This is a genomic window from Variovorax sp. E3, from assembly GCF_016082275.1.
Classification (GTDB): Bacteria; Pseudomonadota; Gammaproteobacteria; order Burkholderiales; family Burkholderiaceae_C; genus Variovorax.
On the sequence record NZ_MOWM01000009.1, the window covers coordinates 1 to 18,552 of the forward strand.

Genomic DNA, 18,552 nt, shown 5'->3' on the forward strand with positions numbered 1-18,552 from the left:
TTCCTGCTGGTGTGCGCGGCATCGGCGCTGCTGCTGCGGCTCGGTTGATCAGTCGATTGCATTTTTCCGTTTCACAACCACTCACTCCAAGGACTTTCCATGCCTCATTCCCATGAGCACCACGACACGCTCGACGTCTGGTCCGTCGAAGGCCGCTTCCAGCACCTGATCTACAGCCCCAAGGGCGGCATCGAAGGCGTGCTGATCGACACGGACGGCGTGGCCACGCAGTTCGTGTTCGAGCGCCACGATGAAGCCGCCGCGTCCGCCTTCGCGGGCTTGCAGGTCGGCCAGGCGCTTGTGATCGAGGGCACGGAGGAAGGCCCCTCTCCAAAGGGTAAGACCAAGGGCGACGCGGCGCACACGGTGTACCGCTTCGAGCGGCTGGCCTCGATCGACGGTCAGCCGCCGCAATACGCCAAAGCCGACGAACGCGTCGACGGCGAGGTGGTGCGCTTCAACTACGCGCGCCACGGCGAAGCCAACGGCGTGGTGCTCGACACGGGCGACTTCGTCCACACCAGGCCCGAGGGCCTGGCGCGGCTGGGCCTGAAGATCGGCGACAAGGTACGAGCCGAAGGCCGCGCCCACCTGTTGGTGACCGGCGAGGGCCGCGTGGTCGAGGCCGCGCGGGTCAATGGCCGGCCGGTGCGCGAAGCCGGGACCAGCTGACGCCGCCCGCATCGGCTTGCACAGGATCGCTTTTCCTTCAACCAGTTCGCACCAGAGCTCTGACACGCGTTCCGCAAAACACCCTGGCGGCCCAGAGACCATCGGCACCCTGGGCGCGAACGGCGTCCGGTCTTGCTTTGGGACCGTGGAACCGCGGCGGACGGCAGGCCGCGCTGCAGGCGGATGCCGTGTTCGACAAGTCGACGGAACGGGAAGCCTTCTTCGCGCATTGCTCCCGCCATCCCTCGGGTTAGGCATGCAGCGCCGCTGCCGGCGGCAGATGCACAGGCGCAGCCCGCGCCATGCGAAGCCCCCGCCCGGGATTCAGTCGCTCAGTCGCCCTTGGTCACCGCAGCCAGGATCTCGCCGAGCATGGATTTGAGAACGCCCATGTCGCGGTTGTGCCGCGCCTCGATCAGCGGATCCACGCCCGCAGCGCTGGCACCGCCCCCCATCGAGCCCTGCGCACGGCTCACCACGTTGTCGAGCTTGGTGATGAGGTTGTTCCGCATTGCAGTGAATTGCGCCAGTTCACCGCGCATCCGGGCCATCTCTTCCCGCATGGCTGTCATCTGCTCGAGCACATGCTGCAACGCCGCTTCAGTGCTGAAGGCCACGGAGTCGGCGCGGGTGACGGGTTCAGCGGCCGTCGCGGCCAGGACCGCCGCCGAAAGGACGGGGCCAAGCCGCGCCTCCAGATGGTCCGCGGCCCGCGCGGCGGCCAGATCCAGCGCGGCAGGTGCACCCGGGCCCCCCAGGTGCGGCCATTGCGCGTAGACCCGGGCGATCGCGCGCTGGGTGTGCAATCGCAGTCCGGGCCGCCCGCCGCGCGGCTGCCGACGCAGCGCATCGCGTGTGGCGGAGGAAGGTGCTCGTTCGGCCGCTTCTTGCGGGGGAGCCACACAATCGGAGAAAGCGCCCGCCGCGCTCCACTTCTTCAACGAGGACTCGCTGGGCGCTTGATGACCGTGCAGCATGGTCAGGATGCGGGCCAGTTCCGCCAAGCTGCAGCGCGGCGGCCAGCCCTGCAAGGAGGCCGCAACGCTCGGGAGGTCCGGATCGCCGGCTGGGAGAGAATTTTCCATTCCGTTTGGTTACCCCATAACTGAATTATCACTGCGACAGGCCTCGTCCATGCCCTTTCGCCCGCAAACAGGCGCTTTCCGTGAAACATTGCGTGCTTTTGGTCGAGAAAATCGATCTAACTCCTTGTCCCACATCATTTTTTTCTGAAGTGGAAAAAATCCGTGAAACATTGGGATGTGCCTTCTCGCAGATCACGAGCGCCGGCTGTGGATGGCGGGCGCCGGCGATGGCCTCGAGGTCGGCGACACCCCCAAGGCTCGCCAGCGCGTTGTTGCGATCCGCGGGCCCGCCAAGGGCCATCGACGCCCGGGGACCGGGCATACCGCATTCATGGAGAAGAACACCTATCGGGAAATATGAAGTGAGCGCAAACACACTTCATAAATGGAAGCGCGTCCGCCGCGGGATGCGCGGCGGGCGCCAGCGCTCGCGGGTCAGGCGGCCTTGAGCCCGAGGAAGCCGTCGAGCAACTTGACCAGGCGACGTTGCTGGGTTTCGTCCAGCCCTTCCAGGAGGATCGTTGCCCGGCCCTTGCGATCCGTGCTCATCGACGCGACCCGCCTGCCCTGCCCGTCGAGCCACTCCGCCGCGCCGGCACGGCGCGGCTTGACGCCCGGCGTCTGAATGAGCATCTTGAACACGTCGGCCGACGCTGGCCGGGGCTCCTGAGCGGCCATCGCGCGCGCGCGCTCCAGCACCCCTTCAGGATCCTTCTGCAACGCTTCCGTCAATGGCTTGCCCCATCGGAACTGCAGGTCCAGTGGAGACATGAAGGCGGCCACGACCTCCTGCGGCAGGCTGCTGAGCGAACGGGCTTTCGAGACCGCGCCCATGTCCACGCCAAGCGCGGCCGCGAGCTGCTTGCCCGACGGAAACAGGCCTTCATCGAGCGCCCGCGCGTACATGACGCCCTGCTCCCAGGGAGACAGATCCGCGCGCTCCCGGTTCTCCCGGTCCATCTCGATGAACAGCTGCGCATCCTTCATGCCCTCCTCGACCAATGCCAGCACCGGCAGGCCCAGCTCGAGACAGGCCCGATGGCGACGATGGCCGTAGACGAGTTCGAAGCGCGGCGCATCCGGCACGGCGGCCGAGATGGCCCGTACCTTGATCGGCTGGATGTTGCCACCGGCACTTTCGATTTCGGCTTTGAGGCTGGCGAAGGCTTCGCTCGTGAAGTGCGCCGCGTTGCGATTGGCCCATTTCGAGGCCACGACATGGCGCGGATCCAGGCGCCGGGTGATCTCAGCCCCATCGAAGGCTTCCAGCCGCTGGCGCAGCTCGACGACCTCCTTGTGCACCTCCGATTGCTCGGCCATGAAGGCCAGCATCGACCCCGGGCTGGTCCTTGGGGCGACGACTGGACGGACCACCGGCAGCGATTCGGACACAGAGGCTGCGGGGGTGGGCGCAGCAGGTGCGCCCACCTCCTCGGCACTCGCCGGCTCCACCGGGACGGCGGCCACGGGCGACTCGACCGGCGCCAGGTGCAGCGCATCCACCCGTTGACTCGGAAGGTTGGCGGTGACGCTGAAAGCGCGCTTGATCAGGTTCTTGTTTGCCATTGCTTTGATCCCTCTCTAGTCGCGGTGTGCCACCGCTGGTTGTTGCCCCCGTCGACCGCGGGCATCGAATTTTTCCGGTGACGCCAAGCGCCCTGCCCTTGCCAAGCAGCGCGGATTTCCGTCTCGCCAACCCGGCACGGGGTGCGCGAAGAACGGGGATTTGAACGGTTCAAACCCCCATGCCGAGGCGATCACGCCAAAGGACCGACCCTCGGGTGCGTGGCGCTTTTTTTGACAGGCGGGTCTCGTCCTGATCAAAGACCGCAGGGAAAACAGGTCCCAATGCACGTCCTTGCGGGCCTGCGCCACGCCGGCGGCGCGATGTCCAGCAGAGGCTTTGAACCGTTCAAACCCCTGCACTGGTGGTCGAGAACGGGCACGGCCTGCTTGGGTTGCTCCGGCTGTTGCCGGCAACCTCCGGCGTCGGCAGCGATCCACACGACAAGATTGCGAAGAAAGGGTCTGTGTCCGGCCCGCGTCTTCAGAAAAAAGAATCTGAGCGGCGAAGGACCCGTCCGGATGTGCGGTTCGGCCTCGCCCCGGTCGCGGCGCCTTTTGCGCGCTCAAGCCACCACCTCCTGGGGGTTTGAACGGTTCAAACCTCCCAGGCCCTCGTCGGCCTGAAGCTGTCGGCTCCACGCGTTGCGCACCGACACTTCCACATGCTGCACGAAAAGATCGTACGCATCCCGCGCTCGCTTGTACGTCTTGTCCTTCGCGTCGCTGGCCTCGCTGTCATAGACCGTTCCGAAGCCCGACGATTTCTGCGAAGCGATCGAGGTTCTTGGAATCTCCAGCGGCAATACCTTCTCCTTGTACGTCGCGGTGATCCATTCGCGCACGGCGTCGGCGGTCGTGGACGCGCCGCGGCCGGCCTTGGGAGGCACGCGAGACAGAAGCACATTGATGAAATCGAAGCTCTTGGTCTGGCCGCGCGACTCGAGCATGCTCTCGGTCAGGTCGGAGAACAGCGACCAGAACTGGGTCGAGGAGGCGAAGTCCAGCGTCTCGGGCGGCAACGGCATGATGATGCCGTTGGCCGCCATCAACGCATTGATCGTCAGGTAAGACAGGGCAGGGGGGCTGTCGATGATGATCACGTCGTAGTCGGCCCGCACGTCGTCGATGCCCAGGTCCAGCACCTTGTAGAACTCGAAGCCCGACAGCCCCTCCTTGCCCTGGCGCGAAGGCAGCATGAACTCCGCGTCGAACAGCGAGGAGGCCGCGGGTACGAGGTCCAGCCCATCCCAGTAGGTGCTGCGGATCAGCGGACGCACGGTCGTGAGCGATCCATCGGCCAACGACATGATCGTGTCCTTGGCACCGATCTCCACATCGGGCAAGATGCCGAACAGGGTCGTCAGCGACGCCTGAGGATCCGTGTCGATGACCAGCACCTTGTGTCCCATCAGCGTCAGGCCCTGGGCCAAGGTCATGGCCGTGGTGGTCTTGGTGGTGCCACCCTTGAAGTTCGCAATCGAGATCGTCACGGCCTCCGCACCTTCCGGGCGCAATACCGCCTTGCGATACTCGCGCACCCATTGCCTGGCCTCCGCGAGCTCGAACACCCGTTTGCGGCCGTTCGACACCAGGGTGCCGGCGGGCATGTCCTTGCGGCTGCCGATCTTGTGGGCGAAGGAGCCGCGAGACGATGCCTCGCACATCGTGGCGACCTGGTCGGCACTGAAAGTGGGAGAGGCTTTGCGAACCATCGGCGCCAGCATGGCCGCGCGAATGCTGGCCAGCATCTCCGCGGCATCCTCTGCCTGCTGATGAACCCCTGCCAATGTGATCTGCGGTCGAATTTCCATTGTTAAGCCGTTTGTGGTTTGATGGTGCGATTGTGCAGGTTGGACGAGTTTTGCGCAAACAGATGAGATTTCGTCCAAATGATTGGGCTTTCTTCCTGAAAAAGCTCCACGCGCCGGAGGCGGGTATTTTCAGATTTCATACCCTTGAAACCCTTTATCTCTTTAGCAGGGAAAAGTCTTTTAAAATCAACAGCTTACGACATATATTGGAGGTTCTTCGGTTGAAAATGGAGGTCCTTCAGGCCGCCATGGAGTGGATTCAGGACGATCCGGAGAACGGGCAGGGCGCTCTGGCGGTGGATACAGTGACCTGAAAAAAACCGGTTTTCGCACGCTTTGGTGGCAAATATCCGACCGAAAGGGCGCCGTGCCGGAGCTTTTTCGGTGAACACGGACGCCGCCGCAGGCGCGGGTGCCTCCCAGTAGGCGGAGCTTTTTCAGTGAACCCCAGGGTGGGACCTGAAAACCCACAGGTGAATCGCCGACTCACATGTCGCCGTCGGTGCGTTAAAGTCGCGGCCATGAATCAAGGAGCGAGAGATCTCACGGCGGTGGCACGGGCGGCAGGACCGCTGCGCAAGCCCGTGTTCTCGCTCGCGCTCGTGCCGCAGAACAGCAAGATCACGGCGCTGGGACGACGCACCTGGAATGTGCTGCTGCACATCGCACAGAGCCAGGGCCTGGAGCAGGAGAGCTTTCGCGCCGCGCTGACCGACATCGTGCGCGGACTGGACTACAACTCGGGCGACATGAAGATCATCAAGACGCATCTGCGCTCGATGGTGTCCACGCTCGTGGAGTGGCAGTCGCCCACCAGCGGCGAATGGCAGACCTGGGATGTCTGCGGCATGCTCTCGCATGCCCGGCTGAGCAAGGAGCGCGGCCAGGTCTTCGTGGAGTGGTCATATGCGGTGAACATGCGTCACGAACTGCTCGACCCCGAGATCTTTGCCAAGCTGTCGCTGGATGTCATCTCGCAGCTGGGCTCGCACCCGGCCGTCGCGCTGTACGAGATCTGCTCGCGCTATCTCGGTGTGGGGCAGACGGCGCGCAAGGCGTGGGGCTGGTGGCGCCCGGTATTGCTAGGTCGCCCGGACGACGAGCGGTTGCAGAAGCTGGAGTACCGCATCTTCAAGCGCGACACGCTGCGTCCAGCCATCGCCGAGATCAACGCCTTGGCCGACATCGAGATCGAGATGCTCGAATTCAAGTCGGGGCGTTTTGTCGCTGACCTGCAATTCACCGTGCGCAAGAAGCCCGCCAAGACCCTGGTGTCCCAGCAGCGCAGCGCAGCCGAGCCGGTGGATGTGGCCGTCCTGGCCAGTGCCCAGCGCCTGGGCATCGACCACGCGCGCGTGGAGCGCCTGATCGACGAGTTCGGCGAAGGGGCGGTGACGACCGGTCTGGAGGCGGTGGAAAAGCGCGCGGCCAGCGCGTTCCCCGAGCCGCTGCGCGATCCGCTTCGCTACCTCAAGAGCGTTTTGCCCGGCCACGCGGTGGAGCAGGAGCAACTGGCGCAGGAGAAGGGGCAGGCCGCCAGCGAAGCGGCGATGCCGGCCGCGCTGCCGCCGGCCGAGAAGCTCGTCCAATGGGAAAAGAAATGGCTCACTGGACGTATCGAGCGCATCGTCCAGGAAATCGGCGCGCTGCCGGCGCCGCGGCAAGCTGAACTGATCGAGGAATTGCGCGAGCACCTGCAGCGCCGCAATGCGCACCCCGCGGTGATCCAGCGACTTGCCGCCAAGGGCTGGACGCACGGCATGGTCCGCCATGAAATGGTCAGCTTCTATGCTGCGGCGGTCTACGGCGAGCATTGGGACAAGCCGACCGACCGCGATCTGCTGGTCATCGCGACGGAGTAGGGCGGCCTCGTGCGCGAGGCGCGTTGCCCCCGCCGTGGCGCGATCGATCAAGCGTCGGACGGCAGCGCCGGTAGCGCGTCTCGCAACGTCCCATCCGTCTTTCGGTCTCTCTGACTCTCAAACTCGGAGCCTCGCGAACAAGGCTGTCGGCGCGGCATCCTGCCGCACCCGGGTGTGCGGCTGGCCGGCGGCGTTGGCGGCGGGACGCAGGCCGAGCCGTCCCAGGATGCACGGCTCGTTCCGAAGTGGTCGGTACCGCTCAGTCGCCGCAGACGCGGGCAAGCCCACGATCGAGCGCGATGGCTTCCAGCGTGCTCAGCCGGCGCGACTGCGCGTACGCCTTCGTCGTGCGTGCCATGTCGCCGCGGCACGCCGGGGCATCCCGCAGCGTTTGGGTGGCCGCCAGCTCGTCGATGAACCGGGCGCGCAGATCGTCGAGGGCAGGGCGCAGTTCGGTCTTCAGATCGGCGCGGCGTTCCGGCGGTGCCGTGCCGGCGCGTCGCCACTCGGCCATCAACGCGAACTGCATGAGCTTGCTGGCCTCGATCTGGTCCGAGAAGAATGCTGCGGCCAACTCCGTCGGCACGTTGCGGCGTTTCGCCTCGTCCACCGCCGCAGCGATCACCTCCTTTTCGCGCGGATCGTTCGGGGGATCGGCAACCGGTTGGCGCGTGTCCCATTTCGTCAGCGCGACGCCACGCGAGATGCCCAGGCGCTTGGCGCTCAGATCCACGAGCGCAGTGAAGTCCCGCGCGGGGACGGCCTTCGCGAGGCTGCAGACACTGGCAATGCAAAGCGCGAAAGCCATCGCCGTGCCCGCGGCACGAAGCGATGGGCGAGAAAACGTGAACGACATGAAAACTCCTTTCGGTCTCGGGTTGGGGAAAATTGGAAAGGGTGGCGCATCGGCGCCAAGGACCGTGGGCGGCGCGACGTGCGCGCGATCACCGTGGCGAGGCCGGGGACGCGAGGCACCCGCGGCGCAAGGTGCGGGTGGCATCAGAACGACTGCCGAACGAACCGTCGGATCCGAGGGTCCGCGTCGTCAGAAAAGAATTCGCCCGGTGTCGCTTCGAGCAGGATGCGCCCGCCTTCCATGAACACGATCTTGTCGGCCACGGCGCGCGCAAACCCCATCTCGTGCGTGATGCAGATCATCGTCATGCCCTCGCGCGCCAGCAGCAGCATCGTGTCGAGCACCTCCTGGACCATCTCCGGGTCCAGTGCGGACGTGGCCTCGTCGAAGAGCATGACCGAGGGATGAAGGCACAGTGCCCGCGCGATGGCGGCGCGCTGTTGCTGACCGCCCGACAGCTGTGCGGGGTAGGCCGACGCCTTGTCGGCCATGCGGACCCTGTGCAACTGCTCCAGCGCGAGTTGGCGCGACTGCTGGACCGAGCGGCGACGCACCCAACGCTGTGCCAGCGTGCAGTTGTCCAGCACCGTCAGGTGCGAGAACAGGTTGAACTGCTGGAACACCATGCCGATGTTGGCGCGAACCAGATCTGCATGACGCATCGCGGGCGAGACGCACATGCCGTTGACGATGACGCTGCCACTGCCGTAGCTTTCGAGACCGCCGATGCAGCGCGCCAGCGTCGACTTGCCTGAGCCGGACGGACCGCAGACCACCACACGCTGCGCTGCATGGACCAGGAGGTCGACGTGGCTGAGGACTTCGTGGGCGCCGAAGTGCTTTGTGAGGCCACGCACGGACACCACGGCGGATGATTCAAGCGGGTCCATGTTCATGCGCCCCGCCGGTAGAGCGCCGCGGCCGGACTCTCGGGCCACGCGAGCAGACGGGCGGCGCCCGTACGCTCGCGTCCGTAGACGATCCATGCATCGTCCACGGTGCCGAGAAACTGCACGGTGCGCACGCACTCGGGATGCGTGGCCGCGATCGACGCATAGGCAAGCCCGGCCCCGAACCGTCCTTCGATGAGTCCGCGGGTGACCTCGGCCACCGTGGCCACCAGCTCGACGCGCTCCCACTCGCCGGGGTCGATGTAGTCGAGCGTGGGGCGCATCGCGGCCAGCGCGGCGGGATGCGCGACATCCCTGCGCTGGACGATGGCCAGATCCTGGCTTGCCGAGATGAACGTATCGATCACGAAGAGGCCGCGGCGGAACTTGGCGACCGTCGCCGCCGTGGCTGGATGCACCGCGCACTGGACCATGAAGTCCGCGCGGCCGTCGAGCACGGCGGCCGCGCCTTGCTCGAAATCCGCGACGAATTCCAGCGTCGCGCGGTCGTGCAGGCCGTGGAACGCGAGGTAGCGAGAGGTGACGTGATCGTGGTTGCTGCCCGAAGGGCCGAGCGTGATGAATTTCAGGTGGTTCATGCGGGAGTGGCGCGGTGGTGGTCGAAGCGTTTTTCCAGGCGCCGCATCGCGAACATCAGGGACGTGTTCAGCGCGAGGTACATGAGGCCTGCGCTCAGGAAGACCTCGTACGGCGCATAGGTCTGGGCCGTGAGCAGGCGGGCGGTGCCGGTGAGCTCGAGCAAGGTCACGGTGCTCGCGAGCGAGGTGGCCTTGCAGGTGAGGATGAGTTCGTTGCCGAAGGCCGGCAGCGCCGCGCGAACGGCCAGCGGCAGCTCGATGAGCCAGAAGGTCCGCGCGCTGCTCAGCCCCAGCATGCAAGCGGCCTCGCGCATGCACGCGGGGACCGCGCGCAGGGCGGTCGCCAGCGTCTTGCCGGTGTAGGAGGCGGAGTTCAATCCCAGCGCGATCACGACGCACCAGAAGGGATCGCGCAGCACGGGCCAAAGGGGCGACAGACGCAGCACGTCGAACTGCGCCGCGCCGTAGTACAGCAGAAAGAGCTGCACGAGCGACGGTGTGCCGCGAAAGAACATGATGTAGGCGCCAGCCAGCACGCGCAAGCCGCCAAGGCGCGCATTCCGGCACAGCGCAAGCGGCAGCGCGAGCGCCGTGCCGACGAGGATGATCAGGGCCGAGAGTCTGAGCGTGAGCCAGATTCCCGTGGCCAGCGTGGGCATGACGGACCCGACGAGAGGAAGGTCGAACATGGGGATCAGCGGGCGTAGGGGCGCGAGGCGCGATGCTCCGCCCATTCCAGCAGCACGGTGGCGCCGGCCGTCAGGGCGAGGTAGATGCTGGCGGCGGCCAAGTACATGGTGAAGGGTTCGCGCGTGGCGCCTGTGGCCTCGGCCGCTTTGCGCATGAGTTCATCGCAGCCCACGATCGAGACGATCGACGTCTGCTTGAGCAGCACGATCGACTGGTTGCCGAACGGGGCCAGCGCGGCGCGCATCGCTTGCGGCCAGATCACGGTCCGCAGCGCCTGCATCCTTGTCAGTCCGAGCGATCGCGCCGCTTCGCGCTGTGTCCGCTCCACCGAGCGCAACGCGCCGCGCGCGATCTCCGCCACGTAGGCGCCGAACGACACAGCCAGCGCGATGATCCCGGCCACGAAGCTGTCGACCTCGACGTAGCGCCCGCTCAGGTGGGCGAGCGTCAACGAGCCGCCGAAGAACACGGCGAACACGATCAGCAGATCGGGCACGCCCCTGACCACGGCCGCGTAGGCATAGCCCAGGGCTCGCAGCGCCCGCAGGCCGGACAGCTGCAGCCAGCAGCCGGCCGCGCCGAACAGCACGCCGACGACCAGCGCGCAGCCCGCGAGTTGCAAGGTCGTGAGCGCCCCCAGCAGCAACTGGCTGCCGAATCCGTGAAGCATTGCCATGGCTGCGGGCCGTCCTACATGAGCTTGAAGGGGAAGTACTTGGCCGTGATGCGGTCGTAGGTCCCATCGGCTCGGATGGCAGCGAGCGCGGCATTGACCTTGGCGCGCAGCGCCGCGTCGCCCTTGCGCATGGCGATGCCGTTGCCGTCACCCAGCAGGCCGCCTTTGAGGTCGGGGCCGACGAAGGCGAAGTCGCGGGCCTGGGGGGTCTGCAGGAAGCCCACGAAGTAGGTCACCATGTTGCCCAGGATGTACTCGACGCGACCTGCCACGAGGTCGTTCTCGGCCGCCTGGGGCGTGTCGTAGTACTTGATGTCCGACGCCCGGAATGCATCGGCCAGGTAGGCGGCCTGGATTGAGCCGCGCTGCACGCCGATGGTGCGGCCCTTGAGTGCGGCCGGGCTCACGTCGGGGGACGCGCCCTTTCTCGCGATGAAGCGCGAGACCGTCTCCTTGTATTTGTCCGAGAAATCGACGCGTTGGCGACGTTGCTCCGTGATGGCCATGCTCGCGACGATGAGGTCGTAGCGTCGGGCCATCAGGCCAGGAATGATGCCGTCCCAGTCCTGGGCCATGACCTCGCACCGAGCCTGCATCCGTTCGCACAGCGCATTCGCGATGTCGACGTCCCATCCCTGCAAGGTGCCCTGCGCGTCCTTGAAGCTCCACGGCGGGTAGGTGCCTTCGGTGGCGATGCGATAGCTGACCTGCGCACTCGCGCTGCTGGCGGCGATCCCGCAGCAAAGCAGCCACCAGAGCCATGGGCGTGGCCGCCCGACAAGAGAAAGAGCGAAATTCATGGAAAGACCTCGTGAAGCAACCGGCGAATGCTCACGAAACCCAGCCCGACCCGCAACGCTTGCATCCTGTGCAACCGCATCGTCCTTTACGAACTGCGGCTGTTCGAGAGCACGCGCGTCGCGAAGGACATTGCAGCGCATGCAAAACATGCCTTGGCTTTTTTACGAAGTCTTCTTCCTCCTCTGGCTGGCCGGCAGCTCTGCAACCAGGTATGAAGACGTGGTGGATGCCACGGCAAACACAGGTGCGAATCGCTCGGAGATCCGTCGCAGGCTCAGCTGCTTTGCCTCTCGGATTTCAGGGACGACCTCGAGCACCAGGGCGACTGTTGACTCGTCCCGCACTTCGCCTGGAGGCAGCAGGGTGACGGCCGCTCGAGCCTGCGGAACAGAACCCTCCGCGAGAAGCCGCAATTCCGCGAGTGATGCCAAGTCGGTGTCGATCTCCTCCCAGAACTCCTTCGCCAATCTTTGCATCGCCGCAGCATCCCGGTCTTGGATGTCGCAAGCGCGGAGCGGCCGCAGGGGTTCGCTCCACAGCCGTCTTCGTTGGCGATCGATGTCAGAGCCTCAAGTGCCGATGAACAGTTCTTGCGCCGCCTGCTCCAGGCACTCGGCGAAGCTGGGATCTCCGGTGTAGGGAGAGTGTCCGCGCAACCACAACAGTCCCACCGGGCGAACCAGGAGCGGCATCTCCGTGCGCAGCGGGGCCAGGGTGCCGAGCTCCGCATACTTGTGGACCAGCGACGCGGGCAAAGTCGCGATCGCGTCGCTGCCCTGCAGGTAGGCCAGCGTGACGTTCAGCGAGAGCGTCTCGATGAAACTGATGGGCGGTTCGACGCCGTTCACTTCGAACGCCGTGAGCAAGGGCTGGCGCAGCAGCGAGTCATGTGGCGGCAGCACCCACGGACATTCCACCAGTTGGCGCCAGGTCGGTTTGAACTCGCCCCGTGCCAGCGGGTGGCCGTTGCGGGCCACCAGCATGGTCGCGTCTTCGAAGAGGGCCTTTTCCTCGAGGTTTGTCGCGGCCAACTGGGACGGCAACGTGCCGACGATGAGATCAAGGTGTCCCAGTCGCAGTTCTCCCAGCAGGATGTCCATGGTGGCCTCGCGAACCATGATCGACGACTTGGGAGAGGCGTGCTTGAAGAGCATCAGCGCCTTGGGAAGCAGCCAACCGGCCGAGGCCGGTAGCACGCCTACACGGATCTTGCGGGACGTTCCCGTGGCCAGCGCGTGCAGTTCCTCGCCTGCCTCCGACAGATCCTGCAGGACCTTGCGAGCGTGCCGGATCAGACATTCACCATAGGGCGTCGGCCGGAGTCCGCGACCGGTTCGTTCGAACAGCGCATGGCCCATGGCCGCCTGTAGATCCGTCAGCGTGCGGGACAGCGCCGGCTGCGTCACGTTCATGGCGGTGGCTACCTTGCCTTGATGACGAAGGTCATCGAGGGCCACGAGGACCTGCAGGTGGCGCATCTTCAATCCGGCGCGGATGTACCAGTCCAGTTTGGCCATCGGGAGTCTCCTGATATGCATTCCCGCGAGAGCGGCAAGACGCGAATCATCGCAGTAACTGGTACAGGCCTGGACTCAAGGGGTTACGTTTTAACAAAAACGTTATATCGAGCACTTATTTTTCTAATTGTCTCGGGGACTTTGCGCGCCCATGATTCGGCTCCCGGGGATGGCAGAAAGTCCTCAAAAAGTACACAGATCGCTAGCCCGACCAACGTTCTGAAGGAGCACGAAAACATGTTGAATAAGTCGCTGCGCTGGGCCGCCGGCTTGGTGCTTGTCGCCAGCCTGGCCTCAGGCGCTTGGGCGCAGGCCCCCATCAAGATCGGCTTTCATGCCGGCCTCACCGGCCCTGCCGCGGCCGACGGCAATGCAGCGCTCGCAGCCGCGCGGGTGGCGATCGAGCAGGCCAACGCGCAAGGCGGCATTGGCGGCAGGAAGCTTGCGCTCGTGGTCGAAGATGACCAGGGCAAGCCTGAACAGGCGGCGCAGGTTGCCAACCGCCTGATTGGCGAGGGCGTGCTGGCGGTGATCTCCGCTGCGTACTCCGCGCCAGCGCGCGCCGCCGCGCCGGTTTTCCAGAAGGCGCGGCTGCCCTACGTGGTCGCGGTGTCCTCGGCGCCCGAAATCACTCGGGGTGGGGACTACATGTTCCGCGTCACCAGCGTGGGCGAAGTGCAGGGTCGCGCCGCCGCCAAGGCGATGGGCGAACTGCTGCACAAGAAGCGCATTGTGCTGCTCACGGTGAAGACGGACTTCGGCAAGGCGCTGGTCGCCGGCTTCAAGGAAGCGGCGCCACGCTTTGGGTTGGAGATCGTGAAGGAGTACGAATACGCGCCGACCGATCGCCAGTTCGGGCCGCTGATCGCATCCATCAAGGCAGACAACCCGCAGGCCATCTATGCCACCGGTTTCTATTTCACCGGAGGCCCGCTGGTGGCGCAACTGCGAAGCGCCGGCGTGACGGCCGACATCATGGGTGCGGAATCGCTCAGTCCACAGCCATTCATCGACATCGCCGGCCCGGCAGCCGAAGGCACGGTGATCACCAACGTCATCGACTGGGGTTCGCAGGATCCGGGGATCGTGGACTTCCTCAACCGCTACAAGGCGGCGACCGGGACACCCGCGGCGGCGGTGGCCGCGACGACGCATGCCGCAACGACCGTCCTGCTGGCCGCCTTGCGCAACGCGAAGTCGGATGAGCCCGCCAGGATCCGTGCGGCGCTGGAAACCACCGAAGTCATGACGGTGATGGGTCGAGTCAGCTTCAACAAGTTGCGCGAAGTCAGAAAGAATTTTCCGCTCTCGATCGTCCGCAACGGCAAGTGGCAGCGCTTCGGCGTCATCGACGACGCCGGACTGCTGGCGCCTCCCGAGCAGTGATCCCCCGAAAGAGACCATCGCACCCGTTGGTGCGTCAATGAAGGTGAAACGCAAATGACCTACCACGCCCATACACGCAAAGTCGCCCACGATGACCTGGTCTGGGACTTCGGCACGCCGACTTACCAGGTTTTTCCGTACGAGCACTATCGCTGGTGCCGCGAGAACGACCCCGTACACCGGGTGAACCTGCCGAACGGCAATGTCGTCTACATGATCACGAAGTACGACGACATCAAGGCGGCGGCACTGGACCACAAGCGGTTTTCCGCCGCGGTCACGGACACCGTCGGCTGGCTGATGTTCAAGGATCCGCCCGAGCACACGACGATCCGCAGCAGCGTGCAGTCGCATCTGTCGAAGAAGGGCATCGATCTGATCGATGAGGCCATCGACCGCATCAACCGCGAGACCTTCCAGTACCTGCTGGACGGCCGGGGTGGCGACGCGGCCACGTATTGCCAACTGTTCCCGGCGGCCGTGGTCAATCACATGCTCGGGATCAAGATCGACCCGCAACAGATCGACTACTGGATCGGCTGCTCGCTCAGGGCCATGGGGCAGGCCTTCGGCTTGCCAGGCAAGCCGGAAGACCACAAAGGCCAGGCGGACCTTGTCACCTTCCTCGAAGGTGTGGTGCGCGACTACATCGCCCATCCGGAAGACAACATCGGGTCGCTGCTCGCGCAGAACGCGGCACCGGGCGGCAAGTTGTCCGTGCGCAATGTGGCCGACTTCATGAACATGCTGTTCACGGGCGGACATGAAACGACCACCTTCACCCTCAGCAGCGCGATCGGCATCCTGGGTCAGGACCCGGCCCTGTTCAGGCGCCTCAAGGACGATCGCTCGCGCATCCCGGCCTTCATCGACGAGACGCTGCGCTACCGGCCCGTGCTGCAGTCGAACCCTCGCATCGCGGCCGAGGACATCACGATCCGCGGGGTGACGATTCCCAAGGGCTCCATCGTGAAGCTGTGCACCGGCAGCGGCAACATGGATGAAGACGTCTTCGAGAACCCCGAGGAGTTCAACATCGACCGGCCGAACGTGAGTGAGCATCTGTCATTCAGCCGCGGGGTCCACACCTGCATCGGAGCCGTCCTCGCGCGGCGTGAGCTGTCCAAGGCCATGACGCACTTGTTCGAGACGGTGGCTTCCATCCGGCTGGACGCCGATCGCCCCGTGAAACCCCACCTCGGGGGAACGGGCAACGAGCACGGCTTCGATTCCGTGCCGGTGGTGATCGAAGCGGATGCAGTGAGGGCCTGAGCCGTGAAATACACGAGCATCGAACGATCGAGCCCGCAGTCGCAGGCGGTGCGTGAGAACACGCGCGGCTTTCGCGCGAGCTGCGAGCGACCCGACGCGGTGTCGGTGCAGGATCGCAGGCAGGCCATCGCGGGCATGATGCGGGAGGGCTACAGCCAGCACGTGCGGCGCGAGAGCGACGTTTTCGGTTCGGTGGACATGGATGGAGTATCGGCCGAGGTGGTCAGCATCTCGGGGACGAAACCCGATTGCAATCTGCTGTTCCTCCACGGCGGCGCCTATTTCCTTGGAAACCCGCAAACCGCGCGGACCCTCACAGTCCCATTGGCGCGGCTTGCAAATGCCAAGGTGTTCGTTCCTGACTATCGCCTGGCCCCGGAACACAAGTTTCCCGCCGCGGCGGACGACGCCTGGGCCGCATACAGATACCTCATCGAGGTGGAGGGAGTCGACCCAGCCAGCCTGTTCGTCGGCGGCGACTCCTGCGGCGTCAACCTGGCCTTCGGCGCGCTGCTCAGAGCGCGGCAAGCAGGTCTGCCCACGCCGCGCGGCGTCGTCGCTTTCTCGCCGTGGCTCGACCTGACTTCTTCGCTGCCGTCGTTTCGCACCAATGCCCAGCTCGACGAGTTCGTGCACGTCAACATCGTCGATACGTGGGTCGCGCAATACATGGGAGAGCAGAGCTGGGGCCATCCGCTGGCGTCACCCTTGGGCGCGGACCTCAGAGGCATGCCGGCCTGCTTCATCGCCTGCGGCAGTACCGAAATGTGGCATGACGATGCCGCGGTTCTCGCGCACAGGCTCGACAAGCTCGGCGTCGATGTCGAACTCGAAGTCTGGAAGGACCTGCCGCACGTCTGGCCCATCTTTGCGGGGCAGCTACCCGAAGCAGACGAAGCCCTGAGCAATGCAGCGCAGTTCATGCGCCGCTGTCTGCGCTGATCGACCTCATCCCTTGACTGGAAAGAACATGGACTTCAAGAGCTATATCTGTCTGAGCTGTGGTTGGGTGTACCAGGAGAGCGAAGGCTTGCCCGAGGAAGGGCTCGCCGCGGGAACACGCTGGGAGGACATCCCGGCGGACTGGCGGTGCCCGCACTGCGGCGACAAGAAGTCGGATTTCAACATCGTGGAGTTTTGATCATGACTGTCATCGTCACAGAAAAGTGCGATGGGTGCCGGTTCACCGACTGCGTGACCGTCTGCCCCGTGGCCTGCTTCCATACCGACGGCACGATGGTGTACGTGAACCCGGTCGAATGCATCGATTGCGGTGCCTGCATCCCGGTGTGTCCGGTCCATGCCATCTACGAAGCGCGAGACCTGCCGGCCGAGTTCGAGCACTGGCGAGGGGTGAACGCCGAGCGCGCCGCTGGCCTGCCAAACATCTCCGAGAAGCTCGAACCACTGCCGACCGCACTCGGCCGCCAGCAGGCCATGGGCTATGGCAGTTAAGCCGCCTTCCCACGCAGGAGTGAACCCCATGCGCATCGCGATCATCGGCAGTGGACCTTCGGGCTTTTACGCGGCAGAAGCCGTTCAGAAGAAGGTTCCCGGCGTGGCCATCGATATGTTCGAACGCCTGCATGCGCCCTATGGCCTGGTTCGCTACGGAGTGGCCCCCGACCACGAAAAGCTCAAGTCGGTGACCAAGGTCTTCGACATGATCGCGGCAAAGCCGGGCCTGCGATGGTTCGGCCAGGTGGAGTTGGGGCGTGACATCCAGCTGGAAGACCTCACGCGGCGGTATCACGCCGTCGTGCTCGCCACCGGCGCCCAGGCCAGCAGAAGGCTCGGCATCCCCGGGGATGACAAGCCGGGCAGCTACAACGCCGCGGACTTCGTCGCCTGGTACAACGGCCACCCCGACTTCCGTCACCTTCGGTTCGACTTGTCAGGCGAGACCGCGGTGGTGGTCGGCCATGGGAACGTGGCATTGGATGTCGCGCGCATCCTGCTCAAGCCGGTCGACGAGTTGGCTTCTACCGAGATCGCCAGCCATGCGCTGGAAGCGCTTCGCAACAGCAAGGTGCGCAAGGTGTGCGTGGTCGGCAGGCGCGGGCCGGCTCAGGCCAAGTTCACCAACAAGGAACTGGCCGAGTTCGAGCAACTTGCGGGCGTTAGCGCGTTGGTGCGCGACGACGAGATGGCATTCAACGAAGCCAGCCGATTCGAGCTGGAAAGTCCGGCCGGGGACGAGGCCCGCAGGAACGTGGCGCTTCTGCGCAAGTTCGCCGAGGCGCCCGCCGATGCCGCATCTCCCAACGAGCGGTGCATCGAATTCAGGTTCTACCTGGCACCCGTCAGGCTGGAGGGGGAGGAAGAAGTCGCGGCGTTGGTGCTGGAGCGTACGGCCCTGACCGGATCCGCCTTCCAGCAGGGATCGCGCGGCACGGGCGAGTTTCTTCTCATGCCCTGCCACGCCGTGTTTGCCAGCGTTGGCTACAAGGGCGTTGCACCGGCCAACGTTCCTTTCGACGCGCGCGCAGCGACCGTACGCCATGTGAACGGCAGGATCGTTGACGAAACAGGCGCGCAACGCCCGGGCCTGTATTGCACCGGTTGGATCAAGCGTGGCCCGAGCGGTGTCATCGGCACCAATAGAAACGACAGCTCGGAAACCGTGGCGACGCTGTTGGCCGACCTTCGGGCCGGTGCGCTGGGCGAGCCGGCGGCCGACGGCGACATTGCGACCTGCTTCGCGACCGCGGCGTCGACTTCCTGGACTTCCAGGCGTGGTCCAGGCTGGATTCGTTCGAAAAACAAACGGGCGCGCGCTCCGGTAAAGCGCGAGAAAAACTGGTCCACCGGCACGAAGTGCGCGCGGCGCTTCAAGCAATCGCTGGATCTTCATTGACCTGCACTACGT

General features: G+C 65.1%; 21 protein-coding genes. 10 read left to right on the plus strand and 11 right to left on the minus strand.

Going from position 1 to position 18,552, the window contains the following annotated elements; genetic code table 11:
* Positions 1-99 precede the first annotated feature (99 nt).
* Positions 100-672, plus strand: a complete 573-nt coding sequence (locus BMG07_RS05255; RefSeq protein ID WP_198083662.1) for a hypothetical protein — start codon at positions 100-102, stop codon at positions 670-672.
* 332 nt (positions 673-1,004) lie between these two features.
* On the opposite strand, the gene BMG07_RS05260 is transcribed toward BMG07_RS05255, so the two are convergent.
* The 3 genes from BMG07_RS05260 to BMG07_RS05270 all read right to left on the minus strand — a co-directional run bounded on the left by BMG07_RS05260 (position 1,005) and on the right by BMG07_RS05270 (position 5,134).
* The gene (locus BMG07_RS05260; RefSeq protein WP_198083663.1) at positions 1,005-1,676 is read right to left on the minus strand and encodes a hypothetical protein; all 672 of its coding nucleotides are present in this window, start codon (positions 1,674-1,676) and stop codon (positions 1,005-1,007) included.
* Positions 1,677-2,192: 516 nt separating this feature from the next.
* Entirely contained in the window at positions 2,193-3,323 is a 1,131-nt protein-coding gene (locus tag BMG07_RS05265; RefSeq protein WP_198083664.1) for a ParB/RepB/Spo0J family partition protein, read from the minus strand.
* 563 nt (positions 3,324-3,886) lie between these two features.
* Complete coding sequence (locus tag BMG07_RS05270; protein WP_198083665.1) at positions 3,887-5,134, minus strand: AAA family ATPase; 1,248 nt, start codon at positions 5,132-5,134, stop codon at positions 3,887-3,889.
* Positions 5,135-5,196: 62 nt separating this feature from the next.
* On the opposite strand from BMG07_RS05270, the gene BMG07_RS05275 reads away from it, so the two are divergent.
* Positions 5,197-5,448: a hypothetical protein gene (locus tag BMG07_RS05275; RefSeq protein WP_269758669.1), complete on the plus strand. Its 252-nt coding sequence runs from the start codon at positions 5,197-5,199 to the stop codon at positions 5,446-5,448.
* 207 nt (positions 5,449-5,655) lie between these two features.
* A complete protein-coding gene (locus BMG07_RS05280; protein ID WP_198083667.1) occupies positions 5,656-6,996 on the plus strand; it encodes a replication initiation protein in 1,341 nt (446 codons plus the stop codon).
* Between the two features lie 259 nt (positions 6,997-7,255).
* On the opposite strand, the gene BMG07_RS05285 is transcribed toward BMG07_RS05280, so the two are convergent.
* From BMG07_RS05285 to BMG07_RS05310, 6 genes are all read right to left on the minus strand, one after another.
* Complete coding sequence (locus tag BMG07_RS05285) at positions 7,256-7,852, minus strand: chorismate mutase (RefSeq protein WP_269758670.1); 597 nt, start codon at positions 7,850-7,852, stop codon at positions 7,256-7,258.
* A 143-nt stretch (positions 7,853-7,995) separates the two neighbouring features.
* Positions 7,996-8,748, minus strand: coding sequence for an amino acid ABC transporter ATP-binding protein (locus BMG07_RS05290; protein ID WP_198083668.1), 753 nt, complete (start codon positions 8,746-8,748; stop codon positions 7,996-7,998).
* Positions 8,745-9,341: a hypothetical protein gene (locus tag BMG07_RS05295; protein WP_269758671.1), complete on the minus strand. Its 597-nt coding sequence runs from the start codon at positions 9,339-9,341 to the stop codon at positions 8,745-8,747. The genes BMG07_RS05290 and BMG07_RS05295 overlap by 4 nt, the downstream gene beginning before the upstream one ends.
* The gene (locus BMG07_RS05300; RefSeq protein ID WP_198083669.1) at positions 9,338-10,030 is read right to left on the minus strand and encodes an ABC transporter permease; all 693 of its coding nucleotides are present in this window, start codon (positions 10,028-10,030) and stop codon (positions 9,338-9,340) included. Before BMG07_RS05300 ends, BMG07_RS05295 begins: the two co-directional genes overlap by 4 nt.
* 5 nt (positions 10,031-10,035) lie before the next feature.
* Entirely contained in the window at positions 10,036-10,707 is a 672-nt protein-coding gene (locus tag BMG07_RS05305) for an ABC transporter permease (RefSeq protein ID WP_198083670.1), read from the minus strand.
* A 14-nt stretch (positions 10,708-10,721) separates the two neighbouring features.
* Positions 10,722-11,507, minus strand: a complete 786-nt coding sequence (locus tag BMG07_RS05310) for an ABC transporter substrate-binding protein (RefSeq protein ID WP_198083671.1) — start codon at positions 11,505-11,507, stop codon at positions 10,722-10,724.
* A gap of 27 nt (positions 11,508-11,534) precedes the next feature.
* Here BMG07_RS05310 and BMG07_RS05315 point away from each other — a divergent pair, with 27 nt between their 5' ends.
* On the plus strand, positions 11,535-11,723 hold the full coding sequence (locus BMG07_RS05315) for a hypothetical protein (RefSeq protein ID WP_198083768.1): 189 nt from the start codon (positions 11,535-11,537) through the stop codon (positions 11,721-11,723).
* On the opposite strand, the gene BMG07_RS44685 is transcribed toward BMG07_RS05315, so the two are convergent.
* A complete protein-coding gene (locus BMG07_RS44685) occupies positions 11,670-11,984 on the minus strand; it encodes a 3-hydroxyacyl-CoA dehydrogenase NAD-binding domain-containing protein (protein WP_374221236.1) in 315 nt (104 codons plus the stop codon). The two genes, BMG07_RS05315 and BMG07_RS44685, sit on opposite strands and share 54 nt — an antisense overlap.
* A 93-nt stretch (positions 11,985-12,077) precedes the next feature.
* Positions 12,078-13,025, minus strand: coding sequence for a LysR substrate-binding domain-containing protein (locus tag BMG07_RS05325; RefSeq protein WP_198083673.1), 948 nt, complete (start codon positions 13,023-13,025; stop codon positions 12,078-12,080).
* Between the two features lie 237 nt (positions 13,026-13,262).
* Here BMG07_RS05325 and BMG07_RS05330 point away from each other — a divergent pair, with 237 nt between their 5' ends.
* The 6 genes from BMG07_RS05330 to BMG07_RS05355 are packed head-to-tail and all read left to right on the plus strand — an operon-like array spanning position 13,263 to position 18,540.
* Complete coding sequence (locus BMG07_RS05330) at positions 13,263-14,411, plus strand: ABC transporter substrate-binding protein (protein ID WP_198083674.1); 1,149 nt, start codon at positions 13,263-13,265, stop codon at positions 14,409-14,411.
* A 54-nt stretch (positions 14,412-14,465) separates the two neighbouring features.
* Positions 14,466-15,683: a cytochrome P450 gene (locus BMG07_RS05335; protein ID WP_198083675.1), complete on the plus strand. Its 1,218-nt coding sequence runs from the start codon at positions 14,466-14,468 to the stop codon at positions 15,681-15,683.
* Between the two features lie 3 nt (positions 15,684-15,686).
* Entirely contained in the window at positions 15,687-16,625 is a 939-nt protein-coding gene (locus BMG07_RS05340; protein WP_198083676.1) for an alpha/beta hydrolase, read from the plus strand.
* Positions 16,626-16,653: 28 nt separating this feature from the next.
* Positions 16,654-16,824, plus strand: a complete 171-nt coding sequence (locus BMG07_RS05345) for a rubredoxin (RefSeq protein ID WP_198083677.1) — start codon at positions 16,654-16,656, stop codon at positions 16,822-16,824.
* A 2-nt stretch (positions 16,825-16,826) separates the two neighbouring features.
* Positions 16,827-17,138 (plus strand): ferredoxin family protein, encoded by a 312-nt coding sequence (locus tag BMG07_RS05350; protein WP_198083678.1) that lies wholly within the window; start codon positions 16,827-16,829, stop codon positions 17,136-17,138.
* Between the two features lie 28 nt (positions 17,139-17,166).
* Positions 17,167-18,540 (plus strand): FAD-dependent oxidoreductase, encoded by a 1,374-nt coding sequence (locus BMG07_RS05355; protein ID WP_198083679.1) that lies wholly within the window; start codon positions 17,167-17,169, stop codon positions 18,538-18,540.
* Positions 18,541-18,552: the final 12 nt, after the last annotated feature.

Coding starts and splice junctions, on each gene's coding strand:
- BMG07_RS05295 (WP_269758671.1), bottom strand. CDS start 9,341: ATGAACCACCTGAAATTCATCACGCTCGGCCCTTCGGGCAGCAACCAC.
- BMG07_RS05310 (WP_198083671.1), bottom strand. CDS start 11,507: ATGAATTTCGCTCTTTCTCTTGTCGGGCGGCCACGCCCATGGCTCTGG.
- BMG07_RS05330 (WP_198083674.1), top strand. CDS start 13,263: ATGTTGAATAAGTCGCTGCGCTGGGCCGCCGGCTTGGTGCTTGTCGCC.
- BMG07_RS05335 (WP_198083675.1), top strand. CDS start 14,466: ATGACCTACCACGCCCATACACGCAAAGTCGCCCACGATGACCTGGTC.
- BMG07_RS44685 (WP_374221236.1), bottom strand. CDS start 11,984: ATGCAAAGATTGGCGAAGGAGTTCTGGGAGGAGATCGACACCGACTTG.
- BMG07_RS05290 (WP_198083668.1), bottom strand. CDS start 8,748: ATGAACATGGACCCGCTTGAATCATCCGCCGTGGTGTCCGTGCGTGGC.
- BMG07_RS05345 (WP_198083677.1), top strand. CDS start 16,654: ATGGACTTCAAGAGCTATATCTGTCTGAGCTGTGGTTGGGTGTACCAG.
- BMG07_RS05285 (WP_269758670.1), bottom strand. CDS start 7,852: ATGTCGTTCACGTTTTCTCGCCCATCGCTTCGTGCCGCGGGCACGGCG.
- BMG07_RS05300 (WP_198083669.1), bottom strand. CDS start 10,030: ATGTTCGACCTTCCTCTCGTCGGGTCCGTCATGCCCACGCTGGCCACG.
- BMG07_RS05305 (WP_198083670.1), bottom strand. CDS start 10,707: ATGGCAATGCTTCACGGATTCGGCAGCCAGTTGCTGCTGGGGGCGCTC.
- BMG07_RS05280 (WP_198083667.1), top strand. CDS start 5,656: ATGAATCAAGGAGCGAGAGATCTCACGGCGGTGGCACGGGCGGCAGGA.
- BMG07_RS05350 (WP_198083678.1), top strand. CDS start 16,827: ATGACTGTCATCGTCACAGAAAAGTGCGATGGGTGCCGGTTCACCGAC.
- BMG07_RS05270 (WP_198083665.1), bottom strand. CDS start 5,134: ATGGAAATTCGACCGCAGATCACATTGGCAGGGGTTCATCAGCAGGCA.
- BMG07_RS05325 (WP_198083673.1), bottom strand. CDS start 13,025: ATGGCCAAACTGGACTGGTACATCCGCGCCGGATTGAAGATGCGCCAC.
- BMG07_RS05275 (WP_269758669.1), top strand. CDS start 5,197: ATGAGATTTCGTCCAAATGATTGGGCTTTCTTCCTGAAAAAGCTCCAC.
- BMG07_RS05265 (WP_198083664.1), bottom strand. CDS start 3,323: ATGGCAAACAAGAACCTGATCAAGCGCGCTTTCAGCGTCACCGCCAAC.
- BMG07_RS05355 (WP_198083679.1), top strand. CDS start 17,167: ATGCGCATCGCGATCATCGGCAGTGGACCTTCGGGCTTTTACGCGGCA.
- BMG07_RS05315 (WP_198083768.1), top strand. CDS start 11,535: ATGCTCACGAAACCCAGCCCGACCCGCAACGCTTGCATCCTGTGCAAC.
- BMG07_RS05255 (WP_198083662.1), top strand. CDS start 100: ATGCCTCATTCCCATGAGCACCACGACACGCTCGACGTCTGGTCCGTC.